At 66.8% G+C, this 24436-nt stretch carries 25 protein-coding genes; 16 read left to right on the top strand and 9 right to left on the bottom strand.

The genetic code is table 11. From position 1 onward, the window contains the following. Nucleotides 1-27 precede the first annotated feature (27 nt). Nucleotides 28-891: a LysR family transcriptional regulator gene (locus tag JW805_04235; protein MBN2971221.1), complete on the bottom strand. Its 864-nt coding sequence runs from the start codon at nucleotides 889-891 to the stop codon at nucleotides 28-30. Nucleotides 892-989: 98 nt separating this feature from the next. Here JW805_04235 and JW805_04230 point away from each other — a divergent pair, with 98 nt between their 5' ends. Together JW805_04230 and JW805_04225 are read left to right on the top strand one after the other, a co-directional pair. Further along, nucleotides 990-1361: a serine hydrolase gene (locus JW805_04230; protein ID MBN2971220.1), complete on the top strand. Its 372-nt coding sequence runs from the start codon at nucleotides 990-992 to the stop codon at nucleotides 1359-1361. Then, entirely contained in the window at nucleotides 1358-1801 is a 444-nt protein-coding gene (locus tag JW805_04225; protein ID MBN2971219.1) for a serine hydrolase, read from the top strand. The genes JW805_04230 and JW805_04225 overlap by 4 nt, the downstream gene beginning before the upstream one ends. A gap of 3 nt (nucleotides 1802-1804) precedes the next feature. Here JW805_04225 and JW805_04220 read toward each other — a convergent pair whose 3' ends face one another. Then, on the bottom strand, nucleotides 1805-2788 hold the full coding sequence (locus tag JW805_04220; protein MBN2971218.1) for a TerC family protein: 984 nt from the start codon (nucleotides 2786-2788) through the stop codon (nucleotides 1805-1807). A 132-nt stretch (nucleotides 2789-2920) separates the two neighbouring features. Beyond that, nucleotides 2921-4165: a 5-aminolevulinate synthase gene (gene hemA, locus JW805_04215; protein MBN2971217.1), complete on the bottom strand. Its 1245-nt coding sequence runs from the start codon at nucleotides 4163-4165 to the stop codon at nucleotides 2921-2923. A 209-nt stretch (nucleotides 4166-4374) separates the two neighbouring features. Here hemA and JW805_04210 point away from each other — a divergent pair, with 209 nt between their 5' ends. Then, complete coding sequence (locus tag JW805_04210; GenBank protein MBN2971216.1) at nucleotides 4375-4536, top strand: hypothetical protein; 162 nt, start codon at nucleotides 4375-4377, stop codon at nucleotides 4534-4536. On the opposite strand, the gene JW805_04205 is transcribed toward JW805_04210, so the two are convergent. Continuing rightward, on the bottom strand, nucleotides 4531-5331 hold the full coding sequence (locus JW805_04205; protein MBN2971215.1) for a glutamate racemase: 801 nt from the start codon (nucleotides 5329-5331) through the stop codon (nucleotides 4531-4533). The genes JW805_04210 and JW805_04205 overlap by 6 nt on opposite strands. A gap of 101 nt (nucleotides 5332-5432) precedes the next feature. Between JW805_04205 and JW805_04200 the strand changes: the two genes are divergently transcribed. After that, a complete protein-coding gene (locus JW805_04200) occupies nucleotides 5433-6314 on the top strand; it encodes a hypothetical protein (GenBank protein MBN2971214.1) in 882 nt (293 codons plus the stop codon). A gap of 91 nt (nucleotides 6315-6405) precedes the next feature. Here the strand turns inward: JW805_04200 and JW805_04195 are convergent, their stop codons facing one another. The 3 genes from JW805_04195 to pgi form a co-directional block, all read right to left on the bottom strand. Further along, nucleotides 6406-7371 carry a 50S ribosomal protein L11 methyltransferase gene (locus JW805_04195; GenBank protein MBN2971213.1) on the bottom strand — a complete coding sequence of 322 codons (966 nt, stop codon included), beginning with the start codon at nucleotides 7369-7371 and terminating at the stop codon, nucleotides 6406-6408. Next, entirely contained in the window at nucleotides 7361-8059 is a 699-nt protein-coding gene (locus JW805_04190; GenBank protein MBN2971212.1) for an SDR family oxidoreductase, read from the bottom strand. The genes JW805_04195 and JW805_04190 overlap by 11 nt, the downstream gene beginning before the upstream one ends. Before the next feature lie 177 nt (nucleotides 8060-8236). Then, nucleotides 8237-9730, bottom strand: coding sequence for a glucose-6-phosphate isomerase (pgi, locus tag JW805_04185; GenBank protein ID MBN2971211.1), 1494 nt, complete (start codon nucleotides 9728-9730; stop codon nucleotides 8237-8239). A gap of 77 nt (nucleotides 9731-9807) precedes the next feature. Here pgi and lepB point away from each other — a divergent pair, with 77 nt between their 5' ends. The 6 genes from lepB to JW805_04155 all read left to right on the top strand — a co-directional run bounded on the left by lepB (nucleotide 9808) and on the right by JW805_04155 (nucleotide 14697). Further along, nucleotides 9808-10647: a signal peptidase I gene (gene lepB / locus JW805_04180; protein ID MBN2971210.1), complete on the top strand. Its 840-nt coding sequence runs from the start codon at nucleotides 9808-9810 to the stop codon at nucleotides 10645-10647. After that, nucleotides 10602-11312: a ribonuclease III gene (gene rnc / locus JW805_04175; protein MBN2971209.1), complete on the top strand. Its 711-nt coding sequence runs from the start codon at nucleotides 10602-10604 to the stop codon at nucleotides 11310-11312. Before lepB ends, rnc begins: the two co-directional genes overlap by 46 nt. 9 nt (nucleotides 11313-11321) lie before the next feature. Next, nucleotides 11322-12224, top strand: coding sequence for a GTPase Era (era, locus tag JW805_04170; protein ID MBN2971208.1), 903 nt, complete (start codon nucleotides 11322-11324; stop codon nucleotides 12222-12224). A 144-nt stretch (nucleotides 12225-12368) separates the two neighbouring features. After that, nucleotides 12369-12947: a pyridoxamine 5'-phosphate oxidase gene (pdxH, locus tag JW805_04165; GenBank protein MBN2971207.1), complete on the top strand. Its 579-nt coding sequence runs from the start codon at nucleotides 12369-12371 to the stop codon at nucleotides 12945-12947. Further along, nucleotides 12944-13891: a cation diffusion facilitator family transporter gene (locus JW805_04160; GenBank protein ID MBN2971206.1), complete on the top strand. Its 948-nt coding sequence runs from the start codon at nucleotides 12944-12946 to the stop codon at nucleotides 13889-13891. Before pdxH ends, JW805_04160 begins: the two co-directional genes overlap by 4 nt. Continuing rightward, nucleotides 13888-14697, top strand: a complete 810-nt coding sequence (locus tag JW805_04155; GenBank protein MBN2971205.1) for a PhzF family phenazine biosynthesis protein — start codon at nucleotides 13888-13890, stop codon at nucleotides 14695-14697. Before JW805_04160 ends, JW805_04155 begins: the two co-directional genes overlap by 4 nt. A gap of 144 nt (nucleotides 14698-14841) precedes the next feature. On the opposite strand, the gene mnmA is transcribed toward JW805_04155, so the two are convergent. Continuing rightward, complete coding sequence (mnmA, locus tag JW805_04150) at nucleotides 14842-15948, bottom strand: tRNA 2-thiouridine(34) synthase MnmA (GenBank protein ID MBN2971204.1); 1107 nt, start codon at nucleotides 15946-15948, stop codon at nucleotides 14842-14844. A gap of 119 nt (nucleotides 15949-16067) precedes the next feature. On the opposite strand from mnmA, the gene JW805_04145 reads away from it, so the two are divergent. The 3 genes from JW805_04145 (at nucleotide 16068) to JW805_04135 (ending at nucleotide 17152) form a co-directional block, all read left to right on the top strand. Continuing rightward, a complete protein-coding gene (locus JW805_04145) occupies nucleotides 16068-16292 on the top strand; it encodes a hypothetical protein (protein MBN2971203.1) in 225 nt (74 codons plus the stop codon). A gap of 123 nt (nucleotides 16293-16415) precedes the next feature. Next, entirely contained in the window at nucleotides 16416-16715 is a 300-nt protein-coding gene (locus JW805_04140) for a DUF1153 domain-containing protein (GenBank protein ID MBN2971202.1), read from the top strand. Between the two features lie 185 nt (nucleotides 16716-16900). Then, nucleotides 16901-17152, top strand: coding sequence for a GlsB/YeaQ/YmgE family stress response membrane protein (locus JW805_04135; GenBank protein ID MBN2971201.1), 252 nt, complete (start codon nucleotides 16901-16903; stop codon nucleotides 17150-17152). A 580-nt stretch (nucleotides 17153-17732) separates the two neighbouring features. On the opposite strand, the gene JW805_04130 is transcribed toward JW805_04135, so the two are convergent. Next, on the bottom strand, nucleotides 17733-18446 hold the full coding sequence (locus JW805_04130; protein MBN2971200.1) for an SIMPL domain-containing protein: 714 nt from the start codon (nucleotides 18444-18446) through the stop codon (nucleotides 17733-17735). Between the two features lie 290 nt (nucleotides 18447-18736). On the opposite strand from JW805_04130, the gene JW805_04125 reads away from it, so the two are divergent. From JW805_04125 to JW805_04115, 3 genes are read left to right on the top strand one after another with little or no spacing between them, the layout of a single operon-like run. Then, a complete protein-coding gene (locus tag JW805_04125) occupies nucleotides 18737-19906 on the top strand; it encodes an efflux RND transporter periplasmic adaptor subunit (protein MBN2971199.1) in 1170 nt (389 codons plus the stop codon). Between the two features lie 12 nt (nucleotides 19907-19918). Continuing rightward, a complete protein-coding gene (locus JW805_04120) occupies nucleotides 19919-23074 on the top strand; it encodes an efflux RND transporter permease subunit (protein ID MBN2971198.1) in 3156 nt (1051 codons plus the stop codon). Nucleotides 23075-23121: 47 nt separating this feature from the next. Then, a complete protein-coding gene (locus JW805_04115) occupies nucleotides 23122-24390 on the top strand; it encodes a DUF445 domain-containing protein (GenBank protein ID MBN2971197.1) in 1269 nt (422 codons plus the stop codon). Nucleotides 24391-24436: the final 46 nt, after the last annotated feature.

The raw sequence follows: 24436 nt of genomic DNA, 5'->3' as shown, positions 1-24436 counted from the left end.
GCGCCTCCCCGCCCCGCCCCGATGCGCTCAGGCCGCTTCCAGCAACCACGCCCGAAATGCCGTCATCGCCGGCGTCGGCACGCGGGTCTTAAGGCGGGTCAGCCAATAGCGGCCGGTATCAATCGCGATATCGAATGGTGCAATCAAGGTGCCGGCGTTGAGCGCGTCGCCGAACATCGCCGCGGGCAGCAGCGCGACGCCTGCCCCCGCCATCGCCGCGGCGGCCATCGTCACCGACGAATCGAAGATCGGCCCGGTCAGCGGTGGCGGAACCGCGCCGGCCGCGTCGAACCAGCGCGGCCATTCGTCGGCGCGGTAGGAGCGCAGCAGGGTCTGGCGCCCCAGATCCGCCGCCACGGACAGATGCTCGGCAAGCAGGGGCGCCGCCATCGGCGTGAGTGGCGCCGCCATCAGCGCATCGGCCTCGGCGCCGTGCCACGCACCGTCGCCGAAGCGGATCGCGTAATCCAGCCCTTCGCCCGCCAGGTCGACGCGGTTATTGTTCGTTCGCAGGCGCACGTCGACAAAGGAATGCGCCGCCGCGAAGTCCGGCAGGCGGGGCAGCAGCCATCCGGTCGCAAAGGTGCCGACCACGCTCAGCGCCAGCGGCTCACGCATCCGACCACCCTGGTAGCGTTCCAGGACCGCCGTGATCCGGTCGAACCCATCGGCCAGCACCGGAACCAGCGCCGCGCCTTCGTCGGTCAGCGCCAATCCGCGCGGCAGGCGACGGAACAGACGCACGCCCAGCACTGCCTCCAGCCGGTTGACCTGGTGGCTGACCGCTGCCTGACCGACGCATAATTCCAGTCCGGCACGCGTAAAGCTCAGGTGCCGCGCCGAGGACTCGAACGCGCGCAGGGCATTGAGCGGCAGTTGCGCCCGATCCATCCGACACCCCAATTTTTCTAGTGGCTCAGCCGAGATATGATCGATTGTGCGCCAAGCCGCCAGCCCGCACCTTGCCGGCATCAATTTTGGAGCCTGGCATGGAACGACGGACTTTCCTGACGACGATCGGCACGGGCATGGCGGCGGCCGCAGTAGCGCCGAAGCTCGCCTTTGCCCTACCGACATCGGCGTTCGGTGGACCGACGCTGGCGGATGCGATCGGCGCGGCGGAGCGGCGATCGGGCGGGCGGTTGGGTGTCGGCGTAGTCGATCTGGCCACCGGCGCGCGGTTCGACCACCGCGGCGACGAACGCTTCGCGATGTGCAGCACGTTCAAATTTCCTTTGAGCGGCGCGGTATTGGCGGCGGTCGATGCCGGCCGGCTCCGGCTGGACCGCACCATACCGATCCCGCGGGTCCGCTGGTCGGCAATTCGCCGGGAGTCGAGAAGCACAAGGGCGGCACGATGACCATCGACCAGCTGTGCGCGGCGACGATGACGCTCAGCGACAATGCCGCCGCAAATCTACTGCTGCCGCTGATCGGCGGGGTCGACGGCTTCAACGCCTTCGTCGCGCGACTGGGCGACCGGACGACTCGGCTGGACCGTCACGAGCCTGAGCTCAACACCGCCATTCACGGCGATGCGCGAGATACGACGACGCCGCTCGCGATGCTCGGCACGATGCGCGCGATGCTGTTCGGGCAAACCCTGTCGCCGGCGGCACGGGCGAAGCTGACCGGCTGGCTGGTCGCAAATACGACCGGCGCGACCCGGCTGCGCGCCGGTGTGCCGCGCCGCTGGCGGGTCGGCGACAAGACCGGCAGCGGCGAGAACGGCACGTACAACGACGTCGCCGTCCTCTGGCGCGCGCGGTCGCGGCGGCTGTCGCCTGACGCGGCGACATAAGGGTCAGCCGGCGACCTTGTCCGGCTGACCCCGCGTCGAATACAGCGACCACAGGATCCCGGCGCCCAGGATACCCAGCGTCACCGACAGCGAGATGAGCGGCGGGATTTTGGCGATGCCCAGCGCGTCGGCTGCGAAAATCTTCGACCCGATGAAGATCAGCACCGCGGCCATCGCGTATTTCAGATAGTGGAAGCGATGGATCGCCGCTGCCAGCGCGAAATAGAGCGCGCGCAGGCCGAGAATGGCGAAGATATTGGACGTGTAGACGATGTAGGGATCGGTCGTGATCGTGAAGATCGCCGGCACCGAATCGACCGCAAAGACGATGTCCGCCGCTTCGATCAGGATCAACGCGACCGCAAGCGGGGTCAGCCACGTCTTCATCTTGCCGGTAACCGGATCAGGCTCACGGACGAGGAAGTGATCGCCCTCGATTCTGTTGGTGACCGGCAAGTGTCGCTGCACGAACTTCAGCACCACGTTGTCGCCGACCGACGCTTGCTTTCCGACGGTCAACAGCAGGCGGATGCCAGTGACGATCAGGAAGGCGGCGAAGACGTAGAGTACCCATTCGAACCGTTCGACCAGCGCAGCGCCGGCCGCAATCATGATCGCGCGCAGCACGATGACGCCCAGGATGCCCCAGAACAGCACGCGGTGCTGATACTCGCGCGGTACGCCCAGGTACGAAAAGATCATCGCGATGACGAAGATGTTGTCCATCGCCAGCGTCTTTTCGACAACGAAGCCGGTCAGATAGGCGACACCCGCCTCCTGCCCCATCCACCACCAGATACCGCCGCCGAAGAGCAGGCCGAAGATGATGTAGAAGGCGGAGAGCCTGAGGCTCTCCTTCACGCCGATTTCGTGATCCTTGCGGTTCAACACGCCCAGGTCGAAGACGAGCAGCGCGATCACCACACCCAGGAAGCCCACCCACATCCAGATCGGCTTGCCCAGAAAGGCTTCGGTCAGCAGCTCCATTCCTCGATCCTGTCCATCGTTCCGCAGCAGGAACGACCGGACTTCGAATGGGATGCATCATGCGTGCGGCAGCAATATTTACTTACATTCTTGACCTGTCGATGTCGGATCGCAGCAGCCGCCAGGCCAGGATCAGGCGGCTCGACGCATCTCAAGCCGGCCCCAGATCTCGACCAGCGCTTGCGTCAGCTCGACCATCATCGCCTCGTCATGGGCCGGGCCCGGCGTGAAGCGCAGGCGTTCGGTGCCACGCGGCACGGTCGGGTAGTTGATCGGCTGAACGTAGACGCCGTATTCGGCGAGCAGGATATCGCTGATCCGCTTGGCCTTGACCGGATCGCCGACCATCAGCGGCACGATATGCGTCGTCGTCGGCAGCACCGGCAGGCCGGCATCCTCGAACAGCAACTTCAGCTTGGCGGCCGCCGCCTGTTGCCCGTCGCGCTCGACGCTCGAGTTCTTCAGGTGGCGCACGCTCGCCAGCACGCCCGCCACCAGCACCGGCGACAGGCTGGTGGTGAAGATGAAGCCGGGCGCGTAGCTGCGGATCACGTCGATGATCGTGCGGTCGGCCGCGATATAGCCGCCCATCACGCCGAACGCCTTGCCGAGCGTCCCCTCGATCACGGTGATGCGGCTGGCTGCGTCGTCCCGCTCCGAGATACCGCCGCCCCGCGCGCCATACATACCGACCGCATGAACTTCGTCGAGGTAGGTCAGCGCGTTATACTTATCAGCCAGGTCGCAGATCGCGTGGAGCGGGGCGACATCGCCGTCCATCGAATAGACGCTCTCGAACGCGATCAGCTTCGGCACGGAGGGGTCGTCGGCGGCCAGCAATTCCTCGAGGTGGGCCAGGTCGTTGTGCCGCCACACACGCTTCTCGCAGCCCGAATTGCGGATGCCCGCGATCATCGAGGCGTGATTGAGCTCGTCGGAATAGATGATGCAGCCCGGCAGGACCTTCGCCAACGTCGCCAGCGTCGCTTCGTTCGAGACGTATCCGCTCGTGAACAGCAGCGCGCCTTCCTTGCCATGCAGGTCGGCGAGTTCGGCTTCCAGGTCGACGTGATAATGCGTGTTGCCGCCGATGTTGCGGGTGCCACCCGAACCGGCGCCGACATCGTGCAGCGCCTCTTCCATCGCCGCGATCACCTTCGGATGCTGGCCCATCGCGAGGTAATCGTTCGAACACCAGACGGTGATCGGCTTCGGGCCATTATGCCCGGCAAAGCAGCGCGCGTTGGGGAAATGCCCCTTGTTGCGCAGGATGTCGATGAAGACGCGGTAGCGCCCCTCGGCATGGAGGCGGTCGATCGCCTGACTGAAGACGCGCGAGTAATCGACAGCGCGCGCGGAAGTGCCCTCACCGGTCATGTCCGGCCCCTAGCGAAAAAGGACGCCGACCGCCAGCGGCGATGCGACGATCAGCGTGATCGATTCCAGCTAGACCGAGGCCATTGCGCGAGATCAAAAACGATGCCTCCGGTATATGCTATGTTCGCGTTATCGTTGGCTTCCGCACCCAGCATGTCGACGATCGGAGGTAGTTGGAACGCTTTCGTTTGCTAGACTGGAGCCTCGCCATGACGACCGAGCAACGTCCCAAGACAGACTATTATTCGCACCGCGCAGCGCAGGAGCGCGCCGCGGCCCAGCGCACGACCGATAGCGTCGCCCGCCGAGTTCACCTCGAAATGGCCGAACGCTACGAAGCACTGCTCGCGCCGCAGCCGATCGCGCTATAGCGCTTCGATCTGCGTGAGGCCAAAGCGCGCAAGCGCGGGGCCGAGCGCCAGGGCGGCGTCGTCCGCTCGCGTGAATACAGCCCGGCCCGTAGCGTTCCCCGCCGGCCAATTCTGCCCCGCTGTCAGATAGGCGACTCGCCGCGCGATGCCGGGTCCGCCGTCGACGAAGCGCACCCGCGGCGGTGAAACGCTCGCCAGTTCGTCCACCACCAGCGGAAAATGCGTGCACGCGTTGACGACGACGTCGACGCGGTCGCCGCCAGCCTGGTCGATCAGTCCGGCCATCACCGCGCGGTAAGCATCGAGGTCGGGCGCTGCCCCGGCGAGCTTGGCCTCCGCCAGCGCGACGAGATCTGCCGACCCGTGGCGCAATACGGTGCAGTCGGCGGCGAAGCGGGCGGCGAGATCGTCGACATAGGGCTGCCGCACGGTCGCCTTCGTCCCCAGCACGCCGATGACCCGCGTCCTGCTCGCCTCGGCGGCCGGCTTGATGGCTGGGACCGTGCCGACGACCGGAACGTCGAGCGCGGCGCGAACGGCGCCCAGCGCGATCGTCGAGGCGGTATTGCAGGCGATGACGATCAGTCGCGGGCGATAACGTTCGGACAGGCGCCCGAGCAGCGCCGGCACGCGCGCGGCGATCTCGCCCTCGCTCTTGGTGCCATAGGGATAGCCGGCGTTGTCGGCGACGTAGACGACCGGCGCCGACGGCAGCAGCTCGCGGGTCGGCGCCAGCACCGACAGCCCGCCGACACCGGAATCGAGGAACAGGATCGGGGCATCGCCGGCCGTCATCGCAGCCGCGTTATCCTGTGCCGCCGGCAGCGACAACCGGTCGCGGAACTCCCGCTTCTGGCGCGACGTTGCCTGTTTGAACCGGCGGACGAGGTGAGCCCATGACGATCAGAGTGCTGGCGAGCCTGGCGCTGGCGACGATCCTGACCGGGTGTGGCGGGACGTCCAGAACCGCGAACGCAGTGGCAGACGCAGAGCTTCAGGCGGACACTGTTGCGGAACCGACCCCGGCGACTGCAACCGTTCCTTCGCCAGCCGCCACACCGCTCGACGTGGCGCCACCGTCGCCACGTGCGGACAAGGCCGCTGCCTTCGTGGCCGGGACCGGCGGGTGGACGCCGATCCTCTACCTCTGCGACAGCGCGGACGGATCGCAGGTCGCAGCGGTATCGGCGACCGGATTGTGGACCTACGAAACGCCCGGCATGCGCGTCACGACACAGACGATCGCGCTGGGAAATGAAGACGCCGGTGCCGGCTCGATCTGGCGCGACATCGTGAGCGAAGGCAAAGCGATCGGCGCCGTGCGTTCGATCAATCCGGGCATGCTCGGCACGGCAGAGGCGACGACTCTGCCGACCCTGTCGAGCATACGGATCGGCAGCCGTGAGACGCGCTGCCGCTGGCTGCCTCGGGCGCGATTGCTGGTCGTGACCGCGAAACGATCGGCGATCGTCACGCGAGAAGCGGACGGCAGCTATACCTACCGCAGCTTCGACTATGACAAACCCGGCCGCGTGACCGAGGGCGGCGAGGCGGGGACGTCGAGCACCCCCACGGTCGAGGTTCGCGGCGGCCGGTCGATCGCGGCGCCGGCTGGCCAGGAAGCCTATGAATTCACCGCAGCGCCGTGGACGTACCGGGTAACGGCTTCGGCGCGGGCGCGTGCCCCAGGGGCGTCGATTGCAGTGTTGAAGGACAGGCGCGCGGCATCGCGGTCGGAAGCGATCGCCTATGAAATGGCGGCCGCGCGGGTGGATTGAGCCGCCTTATCCTTAGTTCTCCGCGAACTGGTCGATGAGCTGGTCGAGGCGGCTTCTAAATCTCCCCTCCCCTTCAGGGGAGAGTTCGTCCTCAAATATCCAGCGCCCAACCATCCCGGCCCTTCGGGTCGGGCGGCGTCGTCGGGACATAGCGCTCCGCCCCCGCCGTCAGCCGCAGGATCGTCCAGTCGCCGCGGCGGTCGACTTCGCCCAGCGTACAGCCGCACGCTTCGAACGCCGCGACCACCGCCGCGCGCTGCGTCTCCAGCAGCCCGGCCAGCACGATCGTCGCATTCGGCGCGGCGATGGCGGCAACCTCCGGCGCCATCGACACCAGAGGGCCGGCGATGATGTTCGCGATCAGCAGGTCGTAGGGCGCCGCCGCCGTGATCGCGTCGCTCAAGGCCCCGTCGGCGACGATCAGTTCCAGCCCAGCGACCTCGTTCAGCGCCGCATTCTCACGCGTCACGTCGATCGCGGCGGGATCGATATCGGTCGCGACGATCCGCGCGTCGGGCCACAGATGCGTGGCCGCGAAGGCGAGCAGGCCGGTGCCGGTGCCGATATCGATGATCTTGGCGAAACGCTGCCCGTCCAGCCGGTCGAGCATCGCCAGGCACCCGCTGGTCGTCGCGTGATGCCCGGTACCGAACGCCCGCCCCGCATCGATCCGAAACGCCCGGCCACCGTGTGGGGCGGGTACGTCATGCGCGGCGGTGTGGACGACGAAGCGCCCCTCGACGATCGGCTCCAGCCCCTCCTGGCTCATCGCGACCCAGTCCTGCGCGGTCAGCGGCTCGATCACCGGATCGACCGCGGCGGCACTCGGCACCAGCGCGCGCAACTGGGCGATCATCGCGTCGTCGGGGCGGTGTTCGCTATAGGCATCGAGGCGCCAGCGCTCGCGGTCGTCCTCGACCTCTTCGGTCGTCATCAGCACGGCGTCGATCGCCAGATCGTCGGCGGCGTCGATCGCCTCGGCCTCCGCGCGGGTGCACGGCAGGCTGGTCTTCCAGCTGTCGATTGCTTCGGCAGGAACTGGCGCATCAGCGGACATAGGAGGCTCCGTTCACGTCGAGCACCGCGCCGGTCATCGACGGCGGGGCATCGAGTGCCAGCCAGCGCGCCATTTCCGCCACCTCGTCGGGCATCGCGACACGGCCGAGCGGAATGTCGGCGAGCAATTTGTCCCCACCGCGGCTTTCCAGATAATCCTCGGCCATGCCGGTCATGGTGAAGCCGGGGCAGATCGCGAAGGCCAGGATATTTTCCGAGGCATAGGCGCGCGCGATCGTCTTGGTCATCGCAACCATACCGGACTTGGAAGCGGCATAGTGCCAATGCGCCGGGCTGTCGCCGCGATAGGCCGCGCGGCTCGCGACGTTGACGATCCGCCCGCCCTGCCCCGTTTCCTGCCAATGCCGGACGGCGAAGCGGCAGAGCTCGGCCGCGGCGGTCAGGTTGATCCGCATCGTGCGTTCCCAGCCCGACACCCAATCCTCGTCCGTGGTGTCCAGCGGGTTTGCCTCGAACACGCCGGCATTGTTGACGAGCACGTCGATGCGGCCGCCCAAGGCCTCCAGCGCACGATCCCACAGGTCGCGTGGCGCAGAAGGGATGGCGAAGTCGGCGGCGAAGTCGCCCCCGGTCGACTGGCCGACGACGGTGGCGCCAGCATCGCGAAGCGCTTGCGACGTCGCCGCGCCGATCCCGCGCGACGATCCGGTGACGAGGATGTTTGTCATGGCGTGCGGCTTAGGGGGTGGGGGCGAGGTTGCAAAGCCCGCACCTCGCCGCGCGGTCCAACCTCTCATCCGTCATCCCCGCGTAGGCGGGGATCGATAGTCGCTGAACGTCGTGAGTCTCACGAAGGCCAGCCAGAATTAATCCCCGCCCCCGCGGCGATGACGGATGAGGGTGCTTTACTCCCCGAACGCCCGCTTGATCAGGTCCTGCGTCGAGGCATCGAACCCCGCTCCGCTCTCGCCCGCGGCCTTGGCCATTTCCTTGCCCAGCTCGACCCCGAACTGGTCGAACGAATTGATCCCGAGCAACGCCCCAGAGACGAAGGTACGATGTTCGTAGAAGGCGATCAGCGCACCCAGTGCGCGGGCGTCGAGCTGGTCGATCAGGATCGTCGACGACGGCCGGTCGCCCGGATAAGCGCGCTGCGGGTCTTCGGCGTTCTCGCGGCCCTTCATCAGGGCGGCCCCTTGCGCAAACGCGTTGAGCAGCAACGCTTCATGATGCTCGGCCGCTAGCGAATCGCCTGCCTCGATCACCGCGACGAATTCTACGGGCACCAGGTTCGTGCCCTGGTGGAGCAGCTGGAACACGGCGTGCTGCGCGTCCGTCCCCACGCCACCCCACACGATCGGCGACGACGGCCGGTCAAGTGGTACGCCGTCGGCGGTCACGCCCTTGCCGTTCGACTCCATCTCCAGCTGCTGGAGGTAGCTCGGCAGCAGCCGCAGCCGCTCGTCATAGGCGAAGGTCGCACGCGTCTGGCACTTGCGAACCTGCGCGTAATAGAGGTCGGCAAAGGCCGCGAGCATCGGCGCATTCTCGTGCGCGGCGGTCAGGCGGAAGTGGCGGTCCATTTCGGCCGCGCCTTCCAGCAGTTCCTGGAACGCGTCCCAGCCGAGCGCCATCGCCGCCGGAAAACCGATCGACGACCACAGCGAATAGCGCCCGCCAACCGATTCGGCGAAGGGCAGGATGCGCGTTTCGTCGATGCCCCATTGGATCGCCTTGTCAGGCGCCGCGGTCAGCGCGATCACGCGACCATAGGGGTCCTCGACGCCATCGTCCTGCATCCAGTCGATGGCACTTTCCGCATTGGTCAGCGTCTCGGTCGTCGTGAAGGTCTTCGACGCAAGGACGACCAGCGTCGCGTGCGGGTCGAACGCGTCGAACACTTCCTCCAGCGCGACGCCGTCGATGTTCGACACGACCGCGACGTCATAGCGGTCCGACGTGCGGCCCAGCGCGTCGATCAGCAGGTCGGGGCCCAGCGCCGATCCGCCGATGCCGATGTGCAGGATGTGGCGGATGGGGCCCAGCGCCTCGGCCTCGATCGCGTCGATCAGCCCGCGCATCCGGGCGTGGAGCGCGGCGGCCTGCGCCACGTCCTCGTCCGAACCTTCGCCACGCTCCGCGGTATGGGTAACGGCGCGCCCTTCCGACGTATTGACCTTTTCGCCCGCGAACAGCGCGTCGCGCTTGGCGGCGAAGTTCGCCGACTTGGCCAGTCCTTCAAAGGCAGCCACGGCCTCGGCATCGAGGTGCGTCTTGGAAAAGTCGAAATGGAGCCCGCCGACGTCGACCGAGAATTTGGCGACGCGCTCCGCGTCCTGTTCGAACAACTGCGTGAGTTTGGGCGGGTTCAGCGCCTCGACCTTGGACCAATCCGCCATATGCACCTCCCGTTCGTTCGACGCTCCTCTAACCCTCAAAGCTTGACGCGCAAGGCGCTCGGTCACAGGAGGCCGCAATGGCCGAACCGACCACCGCCCCCGCGAGCACGCCCCCGGCGCCGAAGCCGAAGTCCGAACTGCGCGATACCGTCAGCTTTCTCGTCAAGCTGGCGATCGTGGTGTTCATCTTCCGCAGCTTCTTCTTCTCGCCCTTCAGCATCCCCAGTCAGTCGATGCTGCCGCGGCTGTTGATCGGCGACTATCTGTTCATCACCAAGTGGAACTATGGCTATTCGCGCCACAGCTTCCCTTGGTCGCTGCCCCTGATCCCAGGGCGTATCTTTGCCTCGACGCCGAACCGCGGCGACGTTGTCGTGTTCAAGGCGCCGCCGGGCGACCGCGACGACTATATCAAGCGCGTCATCGGCCTGCCGGGCGACACGATCCAGATGGTGACCGGCCAGCTGATCCTGAACGGCAAGCCGGTCCCGAAGCAGCGCGTCGCCGACTTCATCGTGCCGCTGACGCCCAACTATCCGGCGGACACCGAATGCCCCGCCGAATTCCAGGCGAGCGCAGCCGGCCAGCCGGTGTGTCGGTACATGCAATATCGCGAGACGCTTCCCGGGGGTAAGACGTACAACGTCCTCGACCGCGGCAACTTCCCCGAGGCCGACAATACGCAGGTCTATACGGTGCCCGCCGACCATGTCTTCCTGATGGGCGACAACCGCGACGCATCGGCCGACAGCCGCTTTCCCGCGAGCGAGGGTGGCGCGATCGGCATGGTCCCGATGGTCAATCTGGAGGGTAAGGCGCTCGTCACCTTCTGGTCGACCGACGGCAATGCGTCATGGGTGAAGCCGTGGACCTGGTTCTCGGCCGCGCGCTGGAACCGGATCGGAGAAGGCTTCTGAGCGAGGATCTCGACGCCTGGCTGACGCGCGTCTTCGGGCAACCGCCCAAGGACCGTGCCCGCTTCGTCCGCGCGCTGACTCACGGCAGCCAATCCGCGGAGAATTACGAGCGGCTGGAATTTCTGGGCGACCGCGTGCTCGGCCTGACGATTGCCGAATGGCTGTTCGACCGCTTCTCGAAGGAGCCGGAAGGTCAGTTGTCGAAGCGACTGAACGCGCTGGTGACCGGTCCGGTGTGTGCGGAGATCGCGCGGGAAATCGGCGTGCCGGCGCATCTGAAGCTCGGCAAGCAGGCGCGTGACGATGGCGCGGCGGCCAGCGACAATATTTTGGGCGACGTGATGGAGGCGCTGATCGGCGCCGCGTTCCTGGACTTCGGGCCGGAAGCCGCGCGTTCCTTTGTGCGTCGTCTGTGGGAAGGGCGAATCGACGGACAGGGCAAGGCGCCGCAACATCCCAAGTCCGCGCTCCAGGAATGGGCCGCGGCGCATAACCGCCGCCCGCCGGAATATACGATCGTCGATCGGTCGGGACCGCACCATGCGCCGCGGTTCACGATCAAGGTATCGATCGGGAAGCTGGCGGAAGCGACCGGTGAGGGAACCTCGAAGCACGCGGCCGAGACGGCGGCGGCAAAGGCTCTGCTGGCGGAATTGAAGAAGTGAGTTTGTAGAGTGACCGACACCAATCAATCCTGCGGCCTGATCGCCGTCGTCGGCGCGCCCAACGCGGGTAAGTCGACGCTCGTCAACGCGCTCGTCGGGCAGAAGGTCGCGATCGTCAGCCCGAAGGCGCAGACCACCCGGGCCCGACTGATGGGCATCGCGATCGAGGGCGACACCCAATTGCTGCTGGTCGACACGCCGGGCATTTTCGAACCCAAGCGCCGGTTGGACCGCGCGATGGTGCAGGCAGCCTGGGGCGGGACCGATGGGTCGGACGTCATCGCGCTGGTCGTCGACGCCAAGGGCGGGCTCGGCAGCAAGGTCACCGACATCGTCGAGTCGCTGAAGGACCGGCCCGAGCCGAAGCTGCTGATCCTCAACAAGGTCGATCTGGCCGACAAGGGCAAGCTGCTGATCCACGCCCAGCGGCTGAACGAACTCGCGAATTTCGAGGAGACGTTCTTCGTCAGCGCGATGACCGGTGACGGTGTCGCGCATCTCAAATCCGTGCTTGCAGCGCGGATGCCGGAGGGGCCGTGGCACTTCCCCGACGATCAGGTCGCGGACGTGACCGATCGCATGCTCGCCGCCGAAGTGACGCGCGAGCAGCTCTATCTGCAGCTCCATGCCGAGCTGCCCTATGACAGTGCGGTCGAAACCGAGCGCTACTCGGAGCGTGACGACGGATCGGTCGAGATCCACCAGCAGATCCTGGTCGCCCGCGACACCCAGCGCGCGATCGTGTTGGGCAAGGGTGGCACGCGGATCAAGGAGATCGGCGCGCGCGCGCGGGCGCAGCTGAAGGAACTGCTGGGCGTGCCGGTGCACCTGTACCTGCACGTCAAGGTCAACCCGAAGTGGGAAGAAGACCGCGGGCTGTATCGCGACATCGGGCTGGACTGGGTGGAGTGACGCGTGCGGCCTGAGATAGAGTAGCTATCTCAGGAATCGCACCGGCACGACCGGCGGTGCACCGCAGCGACCGACGATGCGGGTTCGTCGCGGCGCGACGTTGAAGGGTCGCGAATCCCGCCCCGACGCGCTACATGCCCCCCCATGGCCGACGATCCCATCTCGATCTTCGACACCTGGCTGCGTGAGGCCGAGGCAGGCGAACCCAATGATCCGAACGCGATGGCGCTCGCCACCGCCGATGCGCAGGGGCGCCCTTCCGTCCGCATGGTCCTGCTGAAGGGCCACGACGATCGCGGCTTCGTGTTCTACACCAACCGCGAAAGCCGCAAGGCGGGGGAGCTGGCGGAGAACGTGCACGCCGCGTTGCTCTTCCACTGGAAATCGCTGCGCCGGCAGGTCCGCGTCGAAGGGCCCGTGACCCGCGTGACCGACGCCGAATCGGACGCCTATTTCGCCAGCCGTGGCCGCGCTTCGCAGCTGGGTGCCTGGGCAAGTGATCAGTCGCGTCCCCTGGACGATCGCTCGACCTTCGAGGCGCGGTACGCCTCGATGGAGCAGCGCTTCGATGGCCAGGACATTCCCCGCCCCCCGCACTGGGGCGGCTACCGCGTCGCGCCCGACGTGATCGAGCTGTGGGAGGACCGCCCCGGCCGCCTCCACCACCGCCGCCTCTTCACTCGCACCGATAGCGGCTGGAGCGAAGGGCTGCTGTTCCCGTGACCGAGAGCGAACGCCGGCGCGTCATTCCGCTCGCCATCCGTGCGGCGCTGTTCAGCGTCGCGATGGCGCTGTTCCTGCTGGCATTGAAGGGTTTTGCCGCGTGGCATACGGGCTCCGTCGCGATGCTCGGCTCGCTGGCGGATACCGGGCTCGACCTGCTGGCGAGTCTCGTCACCCTGTACGGTGTGAAGCTGGCCGCAGAGCCCGCCGATCACGACCACCGCTTCGGTCACGGCAAGGCGGAGGCGCTGGCCGCGCTGTTCCAGGTCGGGTTGATCACCGCATCGGCGATCGGCATCGCATGGCGCGCGATCGAACGGTTCAGCAACCCGACCCAGGGAGAGGATGCGGAATTCGGCATCCTCGTGTCCCTCATCGCGATCGCCGCGACGGCAGTGCTGCTCTGGTACCAGCGCCGCATCATCCGCCAGACCGGGTCGGTCGCGATCATGGCCGACAACGTCCACTATCAGTCGGACGTGCTGCTGAACCTGGCGGTCATTGCCGCGCTGGCGCTGGAGCAGTTCGCCGGCTTGACCGGGGCGGACCCGGTGTTCGGCATCGCCATCGCGCTGTGGCTCGGTTGGGGCGCGTTCCAGGCGTCATCGAACGCGATCGATCAGCTGATGGACAAGGAATGGCCGGAGGAAGAACGACGGGCCTTCATCGAAGTCGCTGCGCGACAGCCGGGTCTTCTCGGCATTCATGACTTCCGCACGCGCCGCTCGGGCAGCCATGATTTCGCGCAATTCCATATGGAGGTCGGCCGCGACCTGACCGTCGCGTCGGCGCACGAGATCGTCGAGGGTGTCGAGCGCGCGCTGCGCCGCGCCTATCCCAAGGTCGAAGTCCTGATCCACCTCGATCCCGAAGGCCATGTCGATACCGACAACCCCTTGGTCGAGGCCGACGTCACCCCCCATTGGTTCGGGAAGCGCGTATGAGAATTTCCTTCGCCCAGATCGACGCCTTTGCCGCGAAGCCCTTCGAAGGCAATCCGGCCGCGGTGATGCCGCTGACGCACTGGCTCGAGGACGAGGTGCTCCAGCGCATCGCGAGCGAAAACAACCTTAGCGAAACCGCCTTTCTGGTGGCCGTAGCCGGCAGCGATGACGATGGCGGCGACGGGCCCGATTTCGAACTGCGCTGGTTCACGCCGGCAGCGGAAGTGGCGCTATGTGGCCACGCGACGCTGGCGAGCGGGCATTTCGTCTTGTCCGGCGACCGAAGTCGCGACCGCGTGCGGTTCCAGACCCGCCAGGCCGGGGTACTGGAAGTCGCGCGCGACGGCGATGGCTATGCAATGGCCCTGCCCGCCTGGACGCCGTCGCCGAAGGACCTGCCGGAGATCGTCGCTGCGCTGGGCGTCGAGGCGGTCGAAACGCTGTGGCACGACAAGGGCTATGCCCTGGTCGTCGTGAAGGACGAAGCCGCCGTCCGCGCCGCGGCGCCGGACGGCCGGGCAGTGAAGGCGCTCGGTCCCTATGTGCTCATCGTGGCGGCGCAGGGCGAGACGGCGGACGTCGTCAGCCGCGTGTTCACCGATTACTTCGACATACCCGAGGATCCGGTGACCGGCTCGGCGCATGCGGTGATGGTGCCCTATTGGGCGGCGAAGTTCGGGCGCGACCGGTTCGGCGCCTATCAGGCCAGCGCCCGCGGCGGGCATGTCGGGTGCGAGCTGGCCGGTGACCGGGTGGTCCTGCGTGGTGGCTGCGTGACGGTAGTCGAGGGGACGTTCTTGCTCTAGAAAATTCCTCCCCCAGCTTGCTGGGAGAGGGGGACCGGCGAAGCCGGTGGAGGGGCGGCGCGGCACGCGCCCGACGCCGCAACCCCCTCCACCATCGCTTGCGCGATGGTCCCCCTCCCCGAGACAAGCTCGGGGAGGAATTAATCAGGCAGCTACCCGCGCCCGCTCCGTCTGCGCGATCCACCCGCCGCCGAGCACCCGATCACCGGCGTAAAGCACAGCCGCCTGCCCTGGAGCCACGCCGAATTCCGGCGCATCGAACACAAGCCGATCGCCCTCCAGACGCGCCGGGACCGGCTTGGCGAGGCTGCGGACCTTTGCCGTCAGGGGGCCGGCGAAATCGCCGCCCAGCCAGTTGATGTTCGCCAGCCGCGCCGCTTCGACCGCCAGCGCGGCTTTCGGCCCCACCACGACGCGCTTCTTGGCCGCATCGAGTCGCACGACATAGAGCGGGTCATGCCCGCCGCCGATGTCGAGCCCGCGACGCTGGCCGACCGTATAGTGGATGATTCCGCGATGCTGACCGAGCACGCGGCCGCCTTCGTCGACGATCTCGCCCACGTCATCCGCGCCCGGCCGCACCTTGCGGACGACATCGGCGTAATTGCCCTCCGGAACGAAGCAGATGTCCTGGCTGTCGGGCTTGCCCGCGACCCCCAGCCCCATTTCGGCGGCAATTTCGCGCACCCGCGCTTTCGGCAGGCCGCCCAGCGGAAAGCGGAGATAGTCGAGCTGGCCCTGCGTGGTCGCGAACAGGAAATAGCTCTGGTCGCGTGCCGGATCGAGCGCGCGGTGGAGCTCGGCCCCGCCCTGCCCCATCACGCGTCGGACGTAATGGCCGGTCGCCAGACAGTCGGCGCCGAGATCGCGGGCGAGCGCGAACAGGTCGGTGAATTTCGGACCCATGTTGCACTTCACGCAGGGGATCGGCGTGCGGCCGGCGAGATATTCGTCGGCGAAATCCTCGATCACCTGTTCGCGGAAGGACGAGGCGTGGTCGAAGACATAGTGCGCGATGCCCAGATCGTCGCAGACCTTGCGCGCGTCGCGGATGTCGCGGCCCGCGCAGCAGGCCCCGGCGCGACCGACCGCCTCGCCGTGATCGTAGAGCTGCAGCGTCACGCCGATCGTCTCCGCCCCCGAGCGCGCGGCGAGCGCGGCGACGACGGAGGAATCCACGCCGCCGGACATGGCAACGACGATGCGGCGCGCCTTCAGCGGCTCGGGAAGGTCGAACGATACGAGGGACATGATCGCCGTCCCTTAGCGGGACACGCGGCCCAGCGCAAAATCCGTCACGGTTTACCCGGCCTTCAGCCTTCTTGCGCCAAACACGCCGCTCACCCCGACACGTGGATGCGGAACAGCGCTTGGATCTCAGCTTCGCCCGGTTTCATGGCCATCAGGTCAGCGCGCTTCCCGTGGAGCTCGCCGTGCTGCTGGTCGGCGTGGCGAGCCGGCAGGCGGCCAGCCCGACGGCACGGGTCCAGGTCGCGCTGAACCGCGCCGGGCCGGTCGACGCGCTGCTGGCGCCCGTCGCCGGTTGCTTCAGTGCCACGACGGCACAGGCGCTAAGGCGGTGGAAAGAGGAATGAAGACGCCATTTACCGCGGCGTTTGAGAGGATGTTCAAGCTCGGCCGCTAACGGTCGTTACACAGGGATAAGAATGGGGAGGCGGCACCCGGCGACGGGCCTGCTTTCCGGTTTTGAGGTACGAATGATCGAGAACCAGAAAATCCGGCCCGCGAAGGTCATCGGCCCGCTCGGCGAACCGCTGACGCTGGACACGCTGCCCCCGCCCGAAACCACGCGCTGGGTCGTGCGGCGCAAGGCCGAGGTCGTCGCCGCGGTCAACGGCGGCCTGCTGAGCATCGACGAGGTTTGCGATCGCTACGGCCTGACCGCAGAAGAATTCGCCGGCTGGCAACGGGCGATCGACCGATCGGGCATGCCCGGGCTGCGCGTGACCCGCATCCAGCACTATCGCTCGCTCTACGAGCGTCAGCAGAAATACTGACGCTTGCCCCCAGGTCCGATGCCGACTTCCCCTGGCATCAACCGCAGGAACGGCCCGTCTTCCACCCGGAAGGCGGGCCGTTTCCGTTTGACAAACAAAGAAACGCCGCCGGAACAAAAGCACGGCCTGCCGCATTTTCCCGTCACACAGTCCGGAAAGGGCCGGATGTAACGGAGGGATTGGTCATGGGTATCATTATTTGGCTGGTCGTCGGTGGCGTGGTCGGTTGGCTCGCAAGCATCATCATGCGCACCGATGCGCAGCAGGGTATTTTCCTGAACATCGTCGTCGGTATTGTCGGCGCCGTCATCGCCGGCTTCGTCACCGGTGCCAACATCAACAACGGCATCACCGTGATGAGCTTCCTGTATTCGCTGATCGGCGCAATCGTGCTGCTCGCGATCGTCAACCTCGTCCGTCGTGGTTCGGTGCGCTAAGCGTTCGACCCGATACTGAGGATTTAAAGGGGTCGCCCGTCCGGGCGGCCCTTTTTCTTTGTCTGGCAATTGCAGGATGGCTCGGCAAAAGTTGCGATACCGCAGTGAATTCGTCAGCCTTCGTCACTTTTGTCACTTTTGCCGCCAGGTTCATCTTTTGCCCCCCTTCGCGGGTGCGGCCCCTCCGCGAGCGTCACGCATGAGGCGGGGCTCTACCCGACCCAGTCGCAGCTGAAAGACGCCCCGCATCGTTCAGGTCGGGCCGGGGGCTGACCAACCTGCCCATCCCGAACGGGCGGGGCTGACGCGCGACAGCGTGGCCATAGTTCAACAGAGTGAAGGAGCAGGGCTTTCGGCCGGTCTGTAGACGAGCAAATCAAATCCAACATTGCAAGAACGAAGCCGTATCGTCCTTACGACCGACCTCCCCCCTTCCCGTACCGGCGAGATATCGATTCGCTCCGGCGAAGGCCGGATAGGTGGCGATCGGGAGGCTGCGATTGCCAAGACTCCGGCCTTTGCCGGAGCACCTTATAATGGGAGGCGGGAGCGTCGCCCGTAGCAGCGCCCCCGCCCAACCTCATTTCAGCAAGAACCGCACGGTCGTCGTCACCGTCACATCCTGCTCGCCCGGCGCGATGGCGGTGTCGGCGGCCTTTTCCACCCGCATCGCCATTACCGGCATCGGCGCGACCGGCTGGTAGCCGCCACCGCCTTCGGTGATCGACAGGATGCGATCGACGCGCAGCCCGGCGGCACGGGCATAGACCTCCGCCCGGGCGCGAGCCTTGGCGATGGCGTCGGTGCGGGCGGTATCCTCGGCCGCCTCGGGCTTGTCGATCGACAGGTTCGGCCCGTCGATCTGATTCGCGCCGACCTTGACCAGCGCGTCCAGAATCGCACCGCTGCGGGCGACGTCGCGGAAACGCACCGATACGGTGTTCGACGCCTGATAGCCGGTGATGACCGGCGGGACGTTCTCGCCGTAGCGATATTGCGGCTGAAGCGAGATGGTCGAGGTCTGGATGTCGCGGTCGGCGACCCTGGCCGATTTCAACGCCGCCAGCACGCGCTGCACACGCTGCGCATTGTCGGCAAGCGCCGCTTCCGCAGTCGCGGCCTGCGTCACCACACCGGCGCGGATCGTCGCGACGTCGGGGGTCATGCTGGTCTTGCCGACCGCGGTCACGTCCAGGATCGTCCCGTCGACCATGGCGACGGGCTGTGGCGGCACCTGCGCCTCGGCCGGCAGCGGCGCTGCCACGGCGGCGGCGAGGATGGCGAGTTTGTACATTTCGACCCTTTCTCCTGTTGATCGGCGCATGACTAATGTCGGCGCGGCAACGCGCGATGAACGATGTGGATCAATCGGCAGCGGCGCCGAAATCGGGTAGAGCGCGCCGCAATCCCGCCACTTCGTTGCACCAGACGGGCGGTCGGTGACGAAACGGCTTGTAGTGCGTGGCAAAGACTCCGCTTTCTCCGCGCTTGAGCTTGGTGACTTATTTATCTAATACAGCAGCTGAGCACCACGCCGCGGGGGGCGCGGCGGGTTCAAACGATACGGAACGGACGAGAGCTTCGATGCAGGGGAACGACACGCAGTACGCGCTGACCGACGAGCGCGCGCGGCCGAATCGGCGCAAGTGGATCATCGCGATCGTCGTGGCGGCGATATTGATCGCGCTGGCGGCCGCCTACGCCCTGCGCGGGGGTGACGCACCGGCCGGCAAGGCCGCCGCGGCGCCGAAGGGTGGCCAGGGCGTTCCGACGGTGACCGTCGTCGTCCCCGGCCGCTCCGCGGTTGCCACCACCGTCACCGGCAACGGCACCATCGCAGCGCGTCGCGAAATGCCGGTGGGCGTCGCGGGCGAAGGCGGCATGGTCACGCGTGTTCTGGTCGAGCCGGGAAGCTGGGTCCGCACCGGCCAAGTGCTCGCGACGATCGACCGCTCGGTCCAGTCGCAGACCGCACAGAGCCAGGCTGCCAACATCAACGTCGCGCGCGCCGACGCTGACCTGGCGCAGGCCGAACTCGATCGGGCCAAGCAACTGGTCGACCGCGGTTTCGTATCGAAGGCCGATGTCCAGCGTCGTGAGGCGACTCTGGCGCAGGCAAACGCCCGCGTCCGCGTCGCACAGGCGCAGCTTGCCGAGACGCGGGCCCGCAATCAGCGGCTCGACATTCGTGCGCCTGCCGAAGGCCTGGTCCTGACCCGCGGCGTCGAGCCCGGGCAGATCGTCAGCTCCGGCAGCGGGCAGCTGTTCCGCATCGCGATGGGCGGGCAGATGGAAATGCGCGCCCAGCTGGCCGAAAGCGACCTGGCGCGGGTTCGTACCGGCATGGTCGGTCGCGTGACGCCGGTCGGCTCGCAGAAAGCCTTCGTCGGCGAGGTATGGCAGGTCTCCCCCATTATCGATCCGCAGAGCCGCCAGGGGATCGCGCGCATCGCTCTTCGCTATGATTCGGCGTTGCGCCCGGGCGGGTTCGCCAGTGCGGCCATCGACGTCGGCGGCGTCCAAGCCCCATTGCTGCCGGAGTCGGCCGTGCTCAGTGACGGCAAGGGCAATTACGTGTACATCATCGACGGCGCGAACAAGGCGCGGCGCCGTGACGTGACGGTCGGGGAAGTATCCGACGCGGGCGTATCGATCGCCGGCGGCCTGGATGGCAGCGAACGGATCGTGCAGTCGGCCGGCGCCTTCCTCAACGAAGGCCAGACGGTCAAGCCACAGCTGGCGAAGGCCCGGTAAGGAGCGACTCGGATGGGTTTCCGCAACATCTCGGCCTGGTCGATCCGCAACCCGGTTCCGCCGATTGTCCTGTTCCTGTTCCTGACGATCATGGGGCTGGTCAGCTTCATGCGGATGGACGTGAACAACCAGCCGGACATCGACTTCCCGGTCGCTTTCATCGCGATCAGCCAGCCGGGTGCGGCGCCCAGCGAGCTCGAAGGCCAGGTGACGCAGCGCGTCGAGGCGGCGGTGCGCTCGCTCCAGGGCATCGACGAAATCAATTCGACCGTGACCGAGGGTCAGTCGCAGACCGTCGTCCAGCTCGATCTCGGCACGCCGATCGACCGCACCGTCAACGACATCCGCGACGCCATCCAGCAGATCCGCGGCGATTTGCCCGATGGCATTCTCGAACCGCAGATCGGCCGCATCAACACCAGCGGAAACGATGTCGCCAGCTTCACCGCGTCGACCACGTCGATGACGATCGAACAACTCAGCTGGTACATCGACAACACCGTCACCCGCGAACTTCTGTCTGTGCCGGGGATGGCGACGGTCGATCGCAACGGCGGCGTGAACCGCGAAATTCGCGTCATCCTCGATCCGCTCAAGCTTCAGTCGCAGGGCCTGACCGCGAGCCAGGTCAATCAGGCGCTGCGCCAGATCAACCTGAACGCCGCCGGCGGCCGTGCCGAAATCGCCGGATCCGAACAGTCGGTTCGCGTCCTCGGCAATGCGCGCGATGCGTTTCAGCTGGGCCAGACCCAGATTTCGGTCGGCGGACGCTCGGTACGGCTGGCGGACATCGCCGAGGTCCGTGACCTCTACGCTGAACAGCGCTCGCTATCGACGGCCGACGGCCGCCAGGTCCTGAGCTTCGACTTCCAGCGTGCCAAGGGCGCCTCGGACGTGACCGTGTTCAAGGAGGCGCAGGCAAAGCTGGAAGCGCTGCAGAAGCGCAATCCGCAAGTGCAGTTCCACCTGCTGTTCAACTACTCGCAATATGCCGAGAAACAGTATCACGTCGCGATCGACGCGATGATGGAAGGCGCGGTTCTCGCCGTGTTCGTCGTGTTCCTGTTCCTGCGCGACTGGCGCGCGACGGTCATCTCGGCGCTCGCCATCCCGCTGTCGGCGATCCCCAGCTTCTGGTTCATGGAGCTGCTGGGCTTCGACCTCAACCAGATGACGCTGCTGGCGCTCAGCCTGGTGGCGGGCGTGCTGGTCGACGACGCGATCGTGGAGATCGAAAACATCGTTCGGCACATGCGCATGGGCAAGTCGGCCTATCAGGCATCGATCGATGCGGCCGACGAAATCGGCGTCGCGGTGCTGGCGACCACCATGTCGATCGTCGCGGTGTTCCTGCCCGTGGGGCTGATGCCGGGCGTATCCGGTCAGTTCTTCAAGAATTTCGGCCTGACCGTCGTCGCCTCGGTCCTCATGAGCCTTGCCGTCGCTCGTCTGCTGACGCCGATGATCGCGGCCTATTTCCTGAAGGCCAAGGGGCACGCCAGCCACGGCGAAGGCAAGCTGATGGACGGCTATATGGCCGTGCTGCGCTGGACGTTGATGCATCGCTGGTCGGCGGTCGTCGGCGGCATCGCCGCGCTGGTCGCGACCGTGCTGATGTTCATGGTCCTGCCCAACACCTTCCTGCCCGAAGAAGACAACGACTCGGTCACCGCGATCGTCGAGCTGGTCCCGGGATCGACCCTGCTCCAGACCGAAGCGATCGTGCAGAAGACGGCGGACGTGCTGCGCGCACAGCCCGATGTCGAAAGCGTGTATACCCGCGCCTTCGTCGGGCAGGGTCGCGTCACCGCACAGTTGCGGAAGGACCGCAAGCTCAAGAGCTACGAGTTCCAGCGCGCGATCGGCCCGACGCTCAGCCAGATCCCCGATGCGCGGGTGTCGTTCCGTGCCGGCGGCTGGGGCGGCGGGTCCGGCCGCGCCCTGACCATCACGCTGGGGGGCGACGATCCCGTCAAGCTGAACCAGGCCGCGATCGCGATCGTCGATCAGATGCGCACGCTGCCGACGGTCCGCAGCCCGCTGATCACCGGCGACCTGCAGCGCCCGGAAATCGTCATTCGTCCCAAGCTCGACCTCGCCGCGCAGCTGGGCGTGACGACGGCGGCGCTCTCGTCGGCGATCCGCATCGCGACCCTGGGCGACATCGACCAGAATTCGGCCCGCTTCTCGCTGTCGGATCGGCAGATCCCGATCCGGGTCGCGCTGAACCAGTCGGCACGCCAGCGACTGTCGACGATCGAGGACCTGCCGGTCCCGACCGCCGGAGGCGGATCGGTGCCGCTGAAGGTCGTCGCCGACATCGGCTTCGGCGCGGGCCCGACCAAGATCGAACGGTCCAACCAGGTCCGCCGCCTGACGATCGGTGCCGATCTTGCGCCGGGCGAAGTCTCCGGCGAGGCGATGAAGAAGATCCGGGCGCTGCCGGCGATGAAGAATCTGCCGATCGGCGTCAGCGAACTGAAGCTGGGCGAATCGAAGCAGCAGGCGGAGATGATCCAGAACTTCACCGGCGCCGTGCTGGCGGGCATCTTCCTGGTCTTCTCGGTACTGGTGCTGCTCTATCGCCGCGTGATGCCGCCGTTCGTCAACATGGGCTCGCTGTTGCTGGCGCCGCTGGGCGGCCTGATCGCGCTGTGGATCTGCGGCATGCCGATATCGCTATCGGTGTACATCGGCATCCTGATGCTGCTCGGCATCGTGGCCAAGAACTCGATCCTGCTGATCGACTTTGCGTTGGAGGAAATGGAAAAGGGCGTCCATCCGATCGACGCGATCCTGGACGCCGGGCACAAGCGCGCGCAGCCGATCGTGATGACCACGGTGGCGATGGTCGCCGGTATGGTGCCGACCGCGCTGTCGCTGTCGGGTGACGGGTCGTTCCGCCAGCCGATGAGCGTCGTAGTGATCGGCGGCCTCATCCTGTCGACGATCCTGACGCTCGTCATCGTGCCGGCGTCGTTCAGCCTGGCGGTCGGCGTGGAACGCTGGCTCGGGCCAAAGCTCAGCCGGCGCCTGCTGACCTATCGCCCCGGCGACGACGGCCAGCCGGTGATCGAGCAGCACGGCCCGGATCGTCCCCAGCTGGGACAGGGCCCGCGCAAACTCGGCCATGGTGGCGGCGGCGATGCCGCCCAGCCGGCGGAATAAGATGAAGACGGCTTGAACAATCCCCGGTTTCGGGGATTGTTTCGCCCATGGCACTAGCCGCATCGGCCCTCGGTATCGGGGGAGCCCCTCCCCCCGCCCTGCGGCGGATGCGTATCGTCGCGACCGGCCTGCTGGTCGCGATGGCGATCGTCTATGTCCTGGCGCGGGTGAACGAGGGCGTGCACCCCGCGGTCGGCTATATCCGCGCCTTTGCCGAAGCGGCGATGGTCGGCGGCCTGGCCGACTGGTTCGCGGTCACGGCGCTGTTCCGCCACCCGCTCGGCCTGCCGATCCCGCACACCGCCATCGTACCGCGCAACAAGGAACGGATCGCCGATACGCTGGGCGCCTTCCTGCGTCAGAATTTCCTGATCCCCCGCGTCGTCGCGCGACGGATGGGGCGGATCGACGTCGCCGGCGCTGTCGGGCGCTGGCTGTCCAACCCCAGCGACGCCGGTGTCGGCCGGCTGCGGCGCGGCGCCTCGCGGCTGGCGGGCAATATCCTCGAGTCGCTGGATCAGGAGCGGTTGGGCGGCATGGTTCGCTCCGCCCTCGCCGGACAATTGCGGCGGATCGAAGTGTCGCCGATGCTAGGCAAAGCGCTCCAGGCCGCGATCGTCCAGAACCGCCACCAGCCGCTGATCGACGCAGTGGTGCGCTGGGCCGGCAAGACGATCGAGGCGAACGAGCAGATCCTGCGCGGCATGATCTCGTCCAAGGCAGGCAGCATCCTGCGCTGGACCGGGCTCGACGAGACGCTGGCCAACGCCATCCTGGATGGGCTGTACAAGCTGATCCTGGAAATGGCCGAGGATCCGGACCATCCGCTGCGCGCCAAGGCGGAGGAGGGTCTGGCGACGCTGGCGGTGGACCTGCAACGCAACTCCCGCGCGCGCCGCAAGGTCGAGACGTTCAAGAACGACATGCTCGACAACCCCGCGCTGACCGACTGGTGGCAGGGCATCTGGGAACAGGCGCGTACGGCGATGCTGCGCGTGACCCGCGACCCCGACGCGATGATGAGCGGCCAGCTGGGCGAGGCGCTGCGCCAGCTGGGCGAGACGCTGCAAAGCGACCCGCAACTGGCAGCCACGATCAACCGCTTCGTCCGCCGCGCGGCGGTGGGGGCGGCATCGGACTATGGCGACGGCATCGTTCGGCTGGTCAGCGATACGATCCGCAGCTGGGACACGCAGACGCTGACGACGCGGCTGGAGAACAGCGTGGGCAAGGACCTGCAATATATCCGGGTGAACGGAACGCTGGTGGGAGGCCTCGTCGGGGTGACGATCCACACCGTGGGGGCGTGGTTGTGAGCGGACTCCCCCTCCCCGTTCGTACTGAGCGCGAAGCACCGCCCTT

Origin of the sequence: Roseomonas aeriglobus (assembly GCA_016937575.1) — a bacterium.
Classification (GTDB): Bacteria; Pseudomonadota; Alphaproteobacteria; order Sphingomonadales; family Sphingomonadaceae; genus Sphingomonas; species Sphingomonas aerigloba.
Note: the sequence above shows the minus strand (reverse complement) of the source record. Positions and strands in the feature narration are given on the sequence as shown.